14 protein-coding genes are annotated in these 13,342 nt (G+C 62.7%); 2 read left to right on the top strand and 12 right to left on the bottom strand.

All coding sequences use genetic code 11. From position 1 onward, the window contains the following. Positions 1-170 precede the first annotated feature (170 nt). Positions 171-335 (top strand): hypothetical protein, encoded by a 165-nt coding sequence (locus AC1Y2B_RS08070; RefSeq protein WP_482252561.1) that lies wholly within the window; start codon positions 171-173, stop codon positions 333-335. Here the strand turns inward: AC1Y2B_RS08070 and AC1Y2B_RS08065 are convergent. The 7 genes from AC1Y2B_RS08065 to fnrL all read right to left on the bottom strand — a co-directional run bounded on the left by AC1Y2B_RS08065 (position 289) and on the right by fnrL (position 4,674). Next, the gene (locus AC1Y2B_RS08065; RefSeq protein ID WP_482252560.1) at positions 289-1,113 is read right to left on the bottom strand and encodes a division plane positioning ATPase MipZ; all 825 of its coding nucleotides are present in this window, start codon (positions 1,111-1,113) and stop codon (positions 289-291) included. The genes AC1Y2B_RS08070 and AC1Y2B_RS08065 overlap by 47 nt on opposite strands. Before the next feature lie 128 nt (positions 1,114-1,241). Further along, complete coding sequence (locus tag AC1Y2B_RS08060) at positions 1,242-1,664, bottom strand: hypothetical protein (protein ID WP_482252559.1); 423 nt, start codon at positions 1,662-1,664, stop codon at positions 1,242-1,244. A 52-nt stretch (positions 1,665-1,716) separates the two neighbouring features. Then, a complete protein-coding gene (locus AC1Y2B_RS08055) occupies positions 1,717-2,175 on the bottom strand; it encodes a hypothetical protein (RefSeq protein WP_482252558.1) in 459 nt (152 codons plus the stop codon). Further along, positions 2,172-2,393, bottom strand: coding sequence for a 50S ribosomal protein L31 (rpmE, locus tag AC1Y2B_RS08050; protein ID WP_482252557.1), 222 nt, complete (start codon positions 2,391-2,393; stop codon positions 2,172-2,174). Before rpmE ends, AC1Y2B_RS08055 begins: the two co-directional genes overlap by 4 nt. Positions 2,394-2,404: 11 nt before the next feature. Then, entirely contained in the window at positions 2,405-2,779 is a 375-nt protein-coding gene (gene rplS, locus AC1Y2B_RS08045) for a 50S ribosomal protein L19 (RefSeq protein WP_482252556.1), read from the bottom strand. A gap of 303 nt (positions 2,780-3,082) precedes the next feature. Continuing rightward, positions 3,083-3,904: a tRNA (guanosine(37)-N1)-methyltransferase TrmD gene (gene trmD, locus AC1Y2B_RS08040; RefSeq protein ID WP_482252555.1), complete on the bottom strand. Its 822-nt coding sequence runs from the start codon at positions 3,902-3,904 to the stop codon at positions 3,083-3,085. 23 nt (positions 3,905-3,927) lie between these two features. Continuing rightward, entirely contained in the window at positions 3,928-4,674 is a 747-nt protein-coding gene (gene fnrL, locus AC1Y2B_RS08035; protein WP_482252554.1) for a transcriptional regulator FnrL, read from the bottom strand. A gap of 62 nt (positions 4,675-4,736) precedes the next feature. Between fnrL and hemN the strand changes: the two genes are divergently transcribed. Beyond that, complete coding sequence (gene hemN / locus AC1Y2B_RS08030) at positions 4,737-6,089, top strand: oxygen-independent coproporphyrinogen III oxidase (RefSeq protein ID WP_482252553.1); 1,353 nt, start codon at positions 4,737-4,739, stop codon at positions 6,087-6,089. Positions 6,090-6,338: 249 nt separating this feature from the next. On the opposite strand, the gene AC1Y2B_RS08025 is transcribed toward hemN, so the two are convergent. From AC1Y2B_RS08025 to AC1Y2B_RS08005, 5 genes are read right to left on the bottom strand one after another with little or no spacing between them, the layout of a single operon-like run. Then, positions 6,339-7,565 carry a glycosyltransferase gene (locus AC1Y2B_RS08025; protein WP_482252552.1) on the bottom strand — a complete coding sequence of 409 codons (1,227 nt, stop codon included), beginning with the start codon at positions 7,563-7,565 and terminating at the stop codon, positions 6,339-6,341. Beyond that, entirely contained in the window at positions 7,562-9,151 is a 1,590-nt protein-coding gene (locus tag AC1Y2B_RS08020; RefSeq protein WP_482252551.1) for an ABC transporter ATP-binding protein, read from the bottom strand. Before AC1Y2B_RS08020 ends, AC1Y2B_RS08025 begins: the two co-directional genes overlap by 4 nt. After that, positions 9,148-10,254 carry an ABC transporter permease gene (locus AC1Y2B_RS08015; RefSeq protein ID WP_482252550.1) on the bottom strand — a complete coding sequence of 369 codons (1,107 nt, stop codon included), beginning with the start codon at positions 10,252-10,254 and terminating at the stop codon, positions 9,148-9,150. Before AC1Y2B_RS08015 ends, AC1Y2B_RS08020 begins: the two co-directional genes overlap by 4 nt. Beyond that, entirely contained in the window at positions 10,254-11,411 is a 1,158-nt protein-coding gene (locus AC1Y2B_RS08010; RefSeq protein WP_482252632.1) for a microcin C ABC transporter permease YejB, read from the bottom strand. Before AC1Y2B_RS08010 ends, AC1Y2B_RS08015 begins: the two co-directional genes overlap by 1 nt. 16 nt (positions 11,412-11,427) lie before the next feature. After that, positions 11,428-13,338 carry an extracellular solute-binding protein gene (locus tag AC1Y2B_RS08005; protein WP_482252549.1) on the bottom strand — a complete coding sequence of 637 codons (1,911 nt, stop codon included), beginning with the start codon at positions 13,336-13,338 and terminating at the stop codon, positions 11,428-11,430. Positions 13,339-13,342: the final 4 nt, after the last annotated feature.

Below are 13,342 nucleotides of genomic sequence, written 5' to 3'. Positions count from 1 at the left end.
AAAGGGGTGCCATGGGCGCGACCGCGGATCAAGCGCCTGTGATTGGCGCCAAACTGGAAACCGACCGTTTCCAGCCTGCCGCCACAATCCGCCAATCCACCCTGCCTTGGCCACTTTCCTGCCGCGCTTGGCGCGGAAATTAACCCTATCGCGTCACTCAGGAGGCTGCCATGAAGATCGGGAAATCGCTTCTTGCCAAGTTCGGGTTGTACACCCCCAAGTCAGAAATCGCCGACGCCTTCTCGATGCGGCTTGAGCGGATCAACATGCGCGAAAGCCGCCGTCAGGTCAGGCAAGCATTGTTTCGGGGCTTTGCTCAATCGCTGGAAGCTTGAGCGCGCGGATCAGGTCGCGGACCTCCTGACGGGCGGCGATGTTGGACAGGTTCAACTGATCCACGCCGGTGTCCTTGAGGTCCATGACCGTCAACCCGCGCGGGAAGAGTTCGCGGAAGATCACGCGCTCGGAAAAGCCGGGGACCACCCGAAACCCGATGCGACGCGACAATTCTTCCAGCGCCGTGCCAACCTTCTTCTTGTTGATCATCTGCTGTGCCCCAAGACGGTTGCGCAGCACAATCCAGTCGATCGGCTTGAGGCCCGCCTGCGCCCGCAGCTGACGCGCGTTCCACACCATTTCGGAATAGATCGAGGGGCCTTTGACCTTGCCCGTCTCGGCGTCGATGTGGGCCAGCAGGTCGAAGTCCACAAAACTGTCGTTCATCGGCGTGATCAGCGTGTCTGCCAGCGAATGCGCCACCTGGCTTAGGCGGGTGTGGCTGCCGGGGCAGTCGATGATGATGAAATCGGACACCGGTTCCAGCGCCGAAACCGCCTCTGACAACCGGCGGTCGAAGGCGTTTTCCCCGGGCTGCAGCAAAGCCGCATCAATCTCGGGCAGGTCGTGGTAATCGGGCGAGGGCAGCTTCAGGCCGGCGCGTTCCAGGTAGGCCAGACGGTTTTCGATATAGCGGCCGAAGCTTTTCTGGCGCAGGTCAAGGTCAAGGGCGCCGACACGAAAGCCCATGCGGCACAGCGCTGTCGCCACATGCATTGACGTGGTTGATTTGCCCGAGCCGCCCTTTTCGTTGCCGACAACGATGATATGCGCCATTCCAGCACTCCCAAGCTTTTTGCCTCCTATAAGCGGCGGATGGCCGATAGGGAAGGCTGCATGGCGGACCGGGATCACCTTGCCGGGCAGGTGTTGCACAGTGGATTTTTCGCAGAAAGATCGGAGCGTCAGGAGGTCGCCTTGTCGCAACGCACCTGCTGGTTTTCGCAATGCACCGAGGGCCAGTCGGTGCGGCCCCAGCAATAGCCCTCGGGCTGGGTCGTCGGGCGCAGGATCCAGATCGGATGGTCGCCGGTGGCGGTGGTGCGGGTGTCACCCTCCAGCCGCAAGATCAGGCTGTTGTCGGTGACGCTGAGCATGTCATAGCGTTCATCGCTGATCGTATTGCCGTCTGTGTCGGTCCAAGGCTGCGCCCAGCTGAACAGAGCATGCGGCGGCTGTGCCATGAAATCAAGGTTATGCGGATCGGCGGCGCACGAGGTGGCTGGATCGGTGGCGCTGCCGTACTGGCCGCGCAGGGTGTCCAGAATATCCTGCGCCGAAGCGGCGGTCAGGCTGGCGAGGAGGAACAGGGTGCTGAGGCGGATCATGGCGCGATGATGCCTGAAAGGTCCCGGCAACGCACTCACAAAGGCGTGAGGGTCAGCTGTTGGGTTGCGCACCGCAGCGCACTTGCGGCAGGCATTGGCCATCCGTCCAGTCCGCGCGCGTCCAGCAGTATCCCTCGGGGTTTGGCACGAAGCGCATGATCCACAGGACCTTCCGGCCATCGGGCCCAAGGCGGGTCTCATCGTTGCGAAGCATGGTGACGCTGTCCGGGCCGACTGCCACCACTTTGCCGCCGAACGAGGTGATCATGGCACCCATATAGCTCGCAACCGGCTTTTCCCAAGCAAAGGTCACGCGCTTTCGGTCTGGCGAGAAGGTTGAAAAGACCGGGTTGACCGCACAGGCCTCATCCGCAAGGTCCGGCACGCCAAAGGTGCCGCTGAGGCGCGCGAAGATGTCCGCCTGCGCGGGCTGCGTCAGGGCGAGGCCCAACACCAGCGCCAGCGCCAGAAAACAAAAGGCGCCCCCGAGGGAGCGCCTTTTCAAGATCACAGGGTCAGCCCGGCGTACTTGTTCTTGAACTTCGACACGCGGCCGCCGGTGTCCATCAGACGGGCCGACTGGCCGGTCCAGGCCGGGTGCGCCAGCGGGTCGATGTCGAGCGCCATTTGGTCGCCCTCTTTGCCCCAGGTGGACTTGGTGGTGAACAGCGAACCATCGGTCATCTTGACGGTGATCAGGTGGTAGTCGGGGTGAATGCCTTTTTTCATGCTCTCTCTCCTTATTCCGACTTGGCTTTGTAGTTGGTGTCTTCCACGATCCGGGCGGATTTGCCGCGACGGTCACGCAGGTAGTACAGCTTGGCGCGACGGACGCGGCCACGGCGCACAACCTCGATCGAGTCGACGTTGGTGGAATACAGCGGGAAAACGCGTTCAACGCCTTCGCCGAACGAAATCTTGCGGACCGTGAACGAGGCCGAGATGGTCGCGCCGCCCTTGCGGCCGATCACGACGCCTTCGTAGTTCTGCACGCGCGAACGCGTACCTTCGGTCACTTTGTAGCCGACTTTCACGGTATCGCCGGCTTTGAAGTCCGGGATATTCTTGCCAAGCGCAGCGATCTGCTCGGCTTCGAGGATTGCGATCAGGTTCATGCCTGTCTCCGTTTACCTGCGGTGTTCCGCAGAGGTGATGCCGCACCAGAGCTCTTGGTCTTCAACCGGGTCGCTACCTTGCGGTAACCCCGCCAGAGATGGGGCCTGCTTTATCTGTCGGCTCCCGTCAGCCACGCGGATCGAAGAAGGTCCGCGAGAAGGCCAAAAGGAATCGCGCCCGATGGGCAGACTGCCCCGGACAGCGGGCGTATAGGGGAGGGTAGCGCTGCGGTCAAGTGTTTGGGGGTCGCCAAAACCCGACGGGCGGTAGCGGGCTGTGTCAGGTGCGTGAGATCACGCACCCTACCCCTTGCGCCGCATATAGGCTTGCCACAGGTCCGGCCTGCGGACCTTCGTCAACTCCTCGGCCTGTGCCTTGCGCCATTTGGCGATTTCGGCGTGGTGGCCGGATTGCAGGACCTCGGGGATCGGCAGGCCGTTCCACTCGGCGGGTTTGGTGTATTGCGGGTGTTCGAGGAGGCCGTCGGAGAAGCTTTCTTCCTCGGTGGAAGCCTGATTGCCCAGCACGTTGGGCAGCAGGCGCACGGTGGCGTCCAGCATGGCTTGGGCAGCGATTTCGCCCCCGGTCAGGACGAAGTCACCCAAGCTGACCTCTTCGATCTGGTGGTGGTCGATGACGCGCTGGTCGATGCCTTCGAAGCGGCCGCAGATCATGGTAATCCCTTCGCAGGCGGCGAAGCGGCGGGCCATCCCCTGATCGAAGGGTTTGCCACGCGGCGACAGGTAGATGAGCGGCCATTTCAGGCGGTCGGGGTTGGCGCCGTGCGCGGCCTCGGTCAGGGCCTTGTCGAGGACATCGGCGCGCAGGACCATGCCGGCGCCGCCGCCGGCGGGGGTGTCGTCGACGTTGCGGTGCTTGCCCTCGCCGAAGGGGCGGAGCGCGATGGGGACGATCCGCCACAGGCCAAGGTCCAGCGCCTTGCCGGTGAGAGAGAGGCCGAGGGTGCCGGGGAAGGCCTCGGGGAAGAGGGTGATGATCTTGACGGTGAAGGCGCCTTTGACCCGCACCTCTTCCATTAGGTCACGCGGTTTCGTGCTGGCCTGTGCGGACAGACGCCCGTGCGAGCGGAGGGGGAAGCGGGCTGGCGTATCGTCGTCTTGCATGGCCCCCGTTTAGCGGGAAAGCCTTACGACAGGAAGCCGCCATCGGCGTCGTCGCCGGTTTCCTCGGTCAGGCGGTCGAAGTTCGGCACCACGATGCGGCGCTTTTCCTCCAGCTCCACCACGCCGTCGCGCTTCAGCGCGTTCATCTGGCGGCTGACGGTTTCCAGGGTCAGGCCTAGATAATCGGCCATCTCTTCGCGCGTCAGCGGCAAGTCAAAGCTGATCGGACCCTTGGCGGCCTTCTGCTTGAGACCCACATCGCGGCGGGCGAGGATCGACAGCAGGGAGGCGATCTTCTCACGCGCGGTCTTGCGGCCCAGAAGCAGCATCCATTCCCGGGCGGCATCCAACTCGTCCAGCGTCATCTCCAGCAGACGTTGGGCGACATGGGGGGTGACGGCCATCATCTCTTCGAATGGTTTGCGGCGAAAGCAGCACATGACCAGATCGGTGGTGGCCGTCACGTCATAGGGTGCCACGGCCCGGCCCGGACGGCCGACGAAATCGGACGGCAGCAACAGACCCACCATCTGGCGGCGGCCATCCTCCATCGTCTGGGTCAGCGAGGCGATCCCAGACACGACCGAAGCCACGAAATCCATCCGGTCGCCGGACCAGACCACATTCTGGCCCGCTTCGAAGCTGCGGTAGTATTTCATCTCTTCCAGCTTGGCCAATTCCGGACCGTCACAGCGCGCGCAAACGGCACGGTGGCGGATCGGGCAATCGCCGCAATCCTGAGGAGCAAGTTTCAGCGCATGAAGTGACATGCCGGGCCTTTCATTTGATCCTGATCAAGGCAATCGCATGAAGCGTGGGTCAGCGTAACCCCATGAACACTCATTCGCAACTCGCCGCCTTCGGGCTTTTCGACGCACGCGTGCCTCGGTACACGTCCTACCCCACCGCTCCGCAGTTCGCCGGAGGGGTCGGGCCGGTGACCTTCACATCGTGGATCGAGGCCATTCCGGCCCATTCCTCCATATCTTTATACCTACACGTGCCGTTTTGCCGCCGCTTGTGCTGGTTCTGCGCGTGCCGCACGCAGGGGACGAGTTCGGACGATCCGGTGATTGCCTATGCCAAGATGCTGCACAGCGAGATTGCACTTTTGGCGCGGCATCTGCCCAAAGGCGTGACCCTGTCGCGCCTGCACTGGGGGGGCGGGACGCCGACCTTGCTGCAACCGGGGCTGATTCGCGATCTGGCGGGGGCGATTCTGGAGGTGGCGCCCCTGGCGCAGGGGGCGGAGTTCTCGGTCGAGATTGACCCGAACGAGGTGGACGCCGCGCGTCTGGATGCCTTGACGGGGGCGGGGATGAACCGCGCCTCGATCGGTGTGCAGGACTTTGATCCTGAGATTCAGAAGATCATCGGGCGCGAGCAAAGCTTTGAACTGACGCGAGATGTGGTGGAGATGATCCGCGCGCGGGGCGTCACCAGCCTGAACGCCGACATCCTGTTCGGCCTGCCGCATCAGACCAAGGCGCGGATTGCGGATTCGGTGCAGAAACTGTTGTCCTTCTCGCCGGACCGGGTGGCCTTGTACGGCTACGCCCACGTGCCGTGGATGAGCCGGCGGCAGCAGATGATCCCCTCGGACGCGATGCCGACGCCGGAAGAGCGGCTGGACCTGTACGAGGTCGCCAAGGAACTGTTCGTGGCGGATGGCTACGATGAAATCGGCATCGACCACTTTGCCAAGCCAACCGATGGCATGGCGATCGCGGCCAAGACCGGGCATCTGCGGCGGAATTTTCAAGGCTACACCGACGATACGGCGCAGACTTTGGTGGGGCTGGGGGCCTCGTCGATCTCGAAGTTCCCGCAGGGGTTTGCCCAGAATGCTTCGGGCACGTCAGAGCATACCCATGCGATCCGGGACGGGCATTTCTCGACCCATCGGGGGCATGCGTTCGTCGGCGAGGATCGCTTGCGCGGGCGGATCATCGAGGCCTTGATGTGCGACTTCCGGGTTCAGCGGGCGGAATTGGCCGAGTTCGGGATAGAGGCCGAAAAGGTTGATGCGATGCTGGTCGCGGTGGCGGAGGCTTTCCCGGGCGTGGTGACGCTGGATGCGACGGCGCTGACCATTCTGCCGCAGGGGCGGCCCTTGGCGCGGATGATTGCGCGGGGGTTTGATGCCTATGATCAGGGCAAGGCCAAGCATTCGGCGGCGATCTGAGGCGGGATTTATACGGGGATTGCACGCGTGCAATGTTTGGTAAGTTGTTGAATTCGTGAAGTTTCACGGGTTTGCGTTAAGCATTTGTTAGGAATTTCACACCCTTGCACGGGTGGCGCCTTTGGCATCGGTTGCCGAAAGGAGCGCGTTCCGCGCGCTGTTTTTATCTCGCCTCTGGCGCAAGCGCCAACCGGCTTGGGTCAAGGCCCTCCGGGGGGAGTATTTGGGAAAAGAGCAAATGGGGGGCAGTTAGAGTTTGGGGCCGTGGCGCTCGACGAACTCGACCATTTTGGGCAGGAGGATCGTCTGGTCGTAGCGGTCCAGGGCGGTTTGGCGGGCGGCTTGGCGGAGGGGCTGGAATTTGGCCGGGTCGGCGAGGGCCTCGGTCAATTTGGCGCTCCAGCCTTTGACATCGAAGAAATCGACGAGGGTGCCGTTGACGCCGTTCTGGATGACCTCTTGGACCGGGGGCGTGGCGGAGCCTATGACATGGGCGCCCGCACTCATCGCTTCGATCATCGACCAGCTGAGAACGAAGGGGTAGGTCAGGTAGGCGTGGGCGGTGGAGACCTGCATCAGGGCGGTGAACTGGTCGTAGGGGACCTTGCCCATGAAATGGACGCGGGAGAGGTCGAGGCGGTCTTTCACCTCGTTCAGGATGGTGTCTTTCCAGCCTTTGGCATCTTTCGGGGCGGCGCCATAGCTGACCTCGTCACCGCCGACGATCACCACTTGCGCGTTGGGGCGCGCCTTGAGGACTTCGGGCAGGGCGCGCATGAAGATGTGGTAGCCGCGATAGGGTTCGAGGTTGCGGTTGACGAAGGTCAGCACCTCGTCCTGCGGGGTCAGGATCTGGCCGGTGGGCAGGGTGAAGCGGGCGAGGGGTTGCGGGGCCATTGTGGTGGTGTTGACGCCATCATGGATCACCTCGATCATCCGGCGCAGCGCGGGCGGGTAGGTGGAGGCTTGCCATTCGGTGGGGGAAAGGCCGGCATCGGCGTGCAAGAGGGCTTGGCCGAGGTGGCAGGCGCGGCCTTGCGCGATGATGACCTGATCGAAATTGGGCTTGGAGAATTCAGGATCGAAGCCGACATCGGCGCCACGGCCACGGTAGTAGAACTCGGCGTAGATCAGCAGCTTGGCTTCGGGCCAGACCTCTTTCAGGAACAGGGTCTCGCCCCAGCCGGAATGGCCGAAGATCACGTCCGGGATGTAGCCGCGCTGCTGACGCAGGTGCAGGGCGGCGCGGGCGACGGTGACGCCGCGGTCGCTCATCTGGATGTAGTTGCGGCCGAGGCGGGTGGCTGCGGGGTCGGGGGCCTGCGCTTCGTGCTTGTATTTCAGGACGGGGACGGCGCTGTCGCGGTTGTTGACGATGTCCGTCAGGGCAAGGCAGTCGTGGCCGCGCTTTTTCAATTCGGGGGCAAGGTAAAGGAATTGGCCGGGGAAATTCTGATGGACGAAGAGGATTTTCATGAAGGGGGCCCAAAAGCGGCGTTCAGCAAGGCCTTGGTATAGTCTTCTTGCGGATTGGCAAACAGGGTTTCGGCGGGGCCGGATTCGATGACGTCGCCGTTTCGCATGACCATCACCTTGTGGGACAGGGCGCGGACGACGCGCAGGTCATGGGAAATGAAGACGTAGGCGAGGCCGTGTTTGCGTTGCAGGTCGCGCAGCAGGTCGACGATTTGCACCTGAACGGTCATGTCGAGGGCTGAGGTGGGTTCGTCGAGGACGACCAGACGGGGGCGCAAGATCATGGCGCGGGCGATGGCGATGCGCTGCTTCTGACCGCCGGAGAATTCGTGCGGGTAGCGGTGCATCGTGGCGGGGTCCAGGCCGACTTCGGCCATGATCTCGGAGACCATGTCGCGGGGGTTGCGGCCTTTTTCGACGCCGTGGACGCCGAGGCCTTCGGAGATGATCGCCTCGGCCGTCATGCGGGGGGAGAGGGAGCCGAAGGGGTCCTGAAAGACCACCTGCATGTCACGGCGCAGCGGGCGGAGTTCGGATTTGGAGATGGTGGAGATGTTCTTGCCGTCGAGGAGGACTTTGCCCTCGGAGGCGATGAGGCGGAGGATGGCGAGGGCCAGAGTGGTTTTGCCGGAGCCGCTTTCGCCCACCACGCCGAGGGTTTCCCCTGCGCGGACGGTCAGGTTGGCGTCGTTGACGGCTTTGACGTGGCCCGTGGTGCGGCGCAGGAAGCCGGAGGTGATGGGGAACCAGACGCGGAGGTTTTCGGTTTTGAGGACCTCTGCGGCGTTGGCCGGGACCGGGTCAGGGGCGCCGGTGGCGTGGGCGGCGAGGAGTTTCTTGGTGTAGGGGTGTTGGGGGTTGGCGAAGAGGGCGGCGGTGGTGTTTTGTTCGACGATCTCGCCGCCCTGCATGACGCAGACGCGGTCGGCGATGCGTTGGACGATGGTCAGGTCGTGAGTGATGAACAGGAGGCTGAGGCCTTCGCTGCGCTTGAGGTCGGCGAGCAGGTCGAGGATTTGAGCCTGGATGGTGACGTCGAGGGCCGTGGTGGGTTCGTCGGCGATGAGGAGGTCGGGGCCGTTGGCGAGGGCCATGGCGATCATGATGCGCTGGCGTTGGCCGCCGGAGAGCTGGTGGGGGTAGGCGGTCAGGCGGCTTTCGGCGTCGCGGATGCCGACTTTTTGCAGGAGTTCAAGGACGCGGGCGCGGGCAGGTTCGCCTGACAGACCCTGATGGAGGGCGAGGCTTTCGGTGATCTGCGCTTCGATGGTGTGCAGGGGGTTGAGGGAGGTCATCGGCTCTTGGAAGATGAAGCTGATGTCGTTGCCGCGGACCTTTTGCAGTTGGGCGTCGGGGGCCTTCAGCATCTGCTGACCGGCGTAGAGGATGGACCCGGTGACCTCGGCATTGTCAGCTAAGAGGGAGACGGTGCTTAGGGCGGTGACGGATTTGCCGGAGCCGCTTTCGCCAACCAAGGCCAGTGTTTCGCCCTTTTCCAGCGTGAAGGAGACGCCTTTGACGGCGTGGATCAGTTGGCCGTCCTGGCGGAAACGGACGTTGAGGTTCTCGACGGACAGAAGGCTCATTTGAAGGTCTTTCGCGGGTCGAAGGCAGAGCGGACGCCTTCGGAGATGAAGACCAACAGGCTGAGCATCAGGGAGAAGGTGATGAAGGCGGTGAAGGCGAGCCAAGGGGCTTGCAGGTTTTGCTTGGCCTGCTGGGTGAGTTCGCCGAGGCTTGGGGCGCTGGGGGGGAGGCCGAAGCCGAGGAAGTCGAGCGCAGTCAGGGAGCCGATGGTGCCGGAGAGGATGAAGGGCATCATGGTCATAGTGGCCACGGTGGCGTTGGGCAGGACGTGGCGCAGGATGATGGAGAAGTCGCTGACGCCTAACGCCTTGGCGGCGCGGACGTATTCGAAGTTGCGGGCCCTCAGGAATTCGGCCCGGACGAGGCCGACAAGCCCCATCCAGCCGAACAGGACCATGAGGAAGGTGAGGAGCCAGAAGTTCATCGTCCAGACGGCGGAGATGATGATGATGACGTAGAGGGTAGGGGTGGAGGACCAGATCTCTATCACGCGTTGGAAGATCAGGTCTGTCAGGCCGCCGAAATAGCCCTGGATCGCGCCCGCAAGGATGCCGATGACGGAGGTCAGGAAGGTGACGATCAAGCCGAAGCTGACCGACAGGCGGAAACCGTAGAGGACGCGGGCAAGGACATCGCGGGCGGTGTCGTCGGTGCCCAGCCAGTGGTCACGGTCGGGGGGGGAGGGCGCGGCACCGTGAACGTCGTTGACCGTGTTGTAGCTGTAGGGGATGGGGGGCCAGAGGATCCAGCCGGGCTGGTAGCCGTCAGCCTTGTAGGTGCCTGCGTCCACCGTTTTCAGGATGTCTTCGGGGGTGTCAAAGCAATCCTGAACGCCGCCGGTGCGGATCAGGCATTGCACGACGGGGTCGCGGTAGTTGGCTTCCGTGCGGAAATCGCCGCCGTAATCGGCTTCGGAGTAGAATTGCAGGAAGGGCGCGCGGAGGTGGCCTTGGTAGCTGACCAAGAGGGGGTGGTCGTTCGAGAGGACCTCGGAGAAGAGGGAGATCAGGTACAGCAGACTGAACAGGATCAGCGACCAGTAGCTGCGCTTGTTGGCGCGGAAGATGCGCCAGCGGCGTTGGTTGAGGGGGGACATGGCCATCACTCGCGCCTTTCGAAGTCAATGCGCGGGTCGGTCCAGACATACATCAGGTCTGACAGGATGCCGACGACAAGGCCCAGAAGGCCAAAGGCGAAGAGCGTGCCGAAGACGACGGGGTAGTCCCGTTCCACGGCGGATTTGTAGCCAAGCTGGCCAAGGCCATCGAGGGAGAAGATGGTTTCGATGATGAGGGAGCCGCCGAAGAACACGCTGATGAACAGGCCGGGAAAGCCCGAGATCGGGATCAGCATGGCGTTGCGGAAGACGTGGCCATAAAGGACCTTGCGTTCCGACAGGCCCTTGGCGCGGGCGGTCATCACGTATTGCTTGCGGATTTCATCAAGGAAGGAGTTTTTCGTCAGCAGAGTCAGGGTGGCGAATGAGGAGATGGTGGACGCGATGATCGGCAGGGTGATGTGCCAGAAGTAGTCCTTGATTTGGGCAAAGACGCCCAGATCGGCCCAGTTTTCCGAGGTCAGGCCGCGCAAGGGAAAGACACGGAAATAGCTGCCGCCGGCGAACAGCACCAAAAGCAGGATCGCGAAGAGGAAGCCGGGGATGGCGTAGGCCCCGATGATGATGCCAGAGGTCCAGACGTCAAAGCGCGAGCCATCCGAGACGGCCTTGCGGATGCCAAGGGGGATCGAGATCAGGTAGGCGATCAGCGTGCTCCACAGGCCCAGGGTGATGGAGACCGGCATCTTTTCCAGGATCAGGCCGACGACCGAGGTCGAGCGGAAGTAGCTTTGTCCGAAATCGAACCGGCAATAATTGCCCAGCATGATGAAGAATCGCTTCCAGCCGGGGATGGGCTCTTTGTGGCAGGCGGGGTCTTTCAGGCTGGGCGTGCCGGTAAAGGACGGATCGCAGACGATGCGGGAAAAACCGAACTCCACCTCCAGTTGCGCCACGAACTCGGGCGGCAGGCCGCGGGCGCCGATATAGCTGTTGCCCTTGTCAGCCCCGGCCGCACTTTGGCCGGCATCCGACCCGGTGCCCGAGATCTTCTCGATGGAGTTGCCATCCCCTTCGACCCGCGCGGCCACCTGTTCGATGGGTCCGCCGGGCACGAATTGGGTGAGGGTGAAGTTGATGATCATGATGCCCAGAAGGGTCGGGATCACCAGCAGGAGTCGTCGTAGAATATAGGCTCCCATCGGGGCCACGCGCCTTTCAGTGCAGAACGCCTGCGGCCTTGAGCTTGGCCGCCTTGTCCGCGTCATACCACCAGAAGCTCAACTCTCCCAAAGCGTAGGGGGGCAGGGGGTCCGGGTGGGCGAAGATGTCATAGTAGGCCAGCGTGTAGACGTTCTTGTACCATTGCGGCACCCAGAACTTTTCGGCCAGCAGAACCCGATCCAGCGCCTTGGTCGCCACGATCAGGTCGTCCTTGGTTTTGGCGGCTTTCACCACCTCGGCCAGCGCATCGACGGCGGGGGATTTCAGACCCATGACGTTGTAGCTGGAATTGTCAGCGGTGGCGGAGCCGTAGAACTGTTCGATGTCGTCGCCCGGCTCCATCCCGGCGCGGGCGTTGCCGGTGATGATGTCGAAGTCGAAGGGCGGCTGGCTGGTGCGCTGGTCAAACTGCGCGCTGTCCACATCCTTGAGATTGGCGTCGATGCCCAAGGCTTTCAGGTTTTCGATGAAGGGCGTGTGAACGCGGTCGAATGCGGGGTCGTCGTTGAGGATATCGACCGTCAGCTTGTCGCCCTTGTCATTGACGCGGATGCCGTCGGCACCGGGTTTCCAGCCGGCGGCGTCCAGAAGGGCCGAGGCCTTGCGCAGGTTCTTGCGATCCAGCTGCACGTCACCCGAAGTGGGGGCGGCAATCGGCGGGTCTGTCAGGATGGAGGCGGGTTCCAGCCCCTTGTCGACCAGCGGCTGAAGAAGGGCCACTTCGCCGGGCGTCGGCGCGCCAGACGCGGCCAGATAGGAGTTTTCCCAGATCGAATTGATCCGGGTGTAAAGGCCGTAGAACAGCGTCTTGTTCGACCATTCAAAGTTGAACATCAGGCCGATCGCCTCACGCACGCGGGGGTCCTTGAACTTGTCGCGGCGCAAATTGAAGATATAGGCCTGACCGGAGGCCTTGTTGCCGTTGGGCAGTTCGACCTTCTGGACCTGGCCCGACTTGACCAGCGGGAAATCATACTGCGTGGCCCAGGATTTGGAGGAGTTTTCCAGCCGGAAAGTATAGGTGCCGCCCTTGAAGCCTTCAAACGCCGCGTTGGGGTCGGCGAAGTATTCGTAGCGGATGGTGTCGAAGTTGTTCTGGCCCTTGTTGATCGGAAGCGCCTCGCCCCAGTACTTCGGGTTGCGCTTGTAGACGATGGTCTGGCCGGGGGTCAGATGGTCCAGCAGGTAGGGGCCAGTGCCAAGAAACGGCGTCAGGCTGCTTTCTTCAAGATCCAGCTTCTTGGCCTCGTAATCGGCCTTTGAGATGATCGGCAACCCACCGACCGAGGCGGGCAGATCGCGGTAGGGGATACCGGGTTTGAAGGTGAACTTGACGGTGTAGGGATCGGGCGCTTCGACCTTGTCGACCTCTTTGTTGAAGACGGTGCGGAAGTCAGACAGGCCCTTGGTCGAAAAGATGTTGTAGGAAAACACCACGTCATCGGCGGTCATTGGCGATCCGTCCGAGAATGTCACGTCCTTGCGCAGGTGGAAGGTGACCCAGGAGCGGTCGGCAGGATAGTCCATCGTGGTGCACATCAGGCAGTAGCTGGCGCCGATTTCGTCCGCCGTGCCGGTCAGGATGGATTCGTAGGGGAAGGTGGCCCCGGCGGCGGCAGTGCCCTTGACGGAATAAGGGTTCATTGAATCAAAGCTGCCGAAGGCCCATTCGGAAATCTCGCCGCCCTTTGGGGCGTTGGGGTTGACATAGTCGGGCGTGAAATCCGGCCCGTATTTCAGGTCGCCGAAGGTCGAGATGCCGTGGCTGGTGATGACCTTCTGATCCTCGGCCCGCGCGGCATGGACGAAGGCGGCGAGGGCAAGGACGGCCATACTGACAGACCCCCAGCGCAGCGGCGCACCGATGTCGAGCGCTTTGGCTTTGATGGCTGACCTACTGACCATGTCC

Source organism: Stagnihabitans sp. (genome assembly GCF_964946895.1).
Note: the sequence above shows the minus strand (reverse complement) of the source record. Positions and strands in the feature narration are given on the sequence as shown.

Bases quoted from the DNA above. Each gene is read 5' to 3' on its own strand.
- AC1Y2B_RS08065 (WP_482252560.1), bottom strand. From the start codon at position 1,113: ATGGCGCATATCATCGTTGTCGGCAACGAAAAGGGCGGCTCGGGCAAA.
- AC1Y2B_RS08060 (WP_482252559.1), bottom strand. From the start codon at position 1,664: ATGATCCGCCTCAGCACCCTGTTCCTCCTCGCCAGCCTGACCGCCGCT.
- trmD (WP_482252555.1), bottom strand. From the start codon at position 3,904: ATGCAAGACGACGATACGCCAGCCCGCTTCCCCCTCCGCTCGCACGGG.
- AC1Y2B_RS08005 (WP_482252549.1), bottom strand. From the start codon at position 13,338: ATGGTCAGTAGGTCAGCCATCAAAGCCAAAGCGCTCGACATCGGTGCG.
- AC1Y2B_RS08015 (WP_482252550.1), bottom strand. From the start codon at position 10,254: ATGGCCATGTCCCCCCTCAACCAACGCCGCTGGCGCATCTTCCGCGCC.
- AC1Y2B_RS08010 (WP_482252632.1), bottom strand. From the start codon at position 11,411: ATGGGAGCCTATATTCTACGACGACTCCTGCTGGTGATCCCGACCCTT.
- fnrL (WP_482252554.1), bottom strand. From the start codon at position 4,674: ATGTCACTTCATGCGCTGAAACTTGCTCCTCAGGATTGCGGCGATTGC.
- AC1Y2B_RS08020 (WP_482252551.1), bottom strand. From the start codon at position 9,151: ATGAGCCTTCTGTCCGTCGAGAACCTCAACGTCCGTTTCCGCCAGGAC.
- AC1Y2B_RS08025 (WP_482252552.1), bottom strand. From the start codon at position 7,565: ATGAAAATCCTCTTCGTCCATCAGAATTTCCCCGGCCAATTCCTTTAC.
- hemN (WP_482252553.1), top strand. From the start codon at position 4,737: ATGAACACTCATTCGCAACTCGCCGCCTTCGGGCTTTTCGACGCACGC.
- rplS (WP_482252556.1), bottom strand. From the start codon at position 2,779: ATGAACCTGATCGCAATCCTCGAAGCCGAGCAGATCGCTGCGCTTGGC.
- rpmE (WP_482252557.1), bottom strand. From the start codon at position 2,393: ATGAAAAAAGGCATTCACCCCGACTACCACCTGATCACCGTCAAGATG.
- AC1Y2B_RS08070 (WP_482252561.1), top strand. From the start codon at position 171: ATGAAGATCGGGAAATCGCTTCTTGCCAAGTTCGGGTTGTACACCCCC.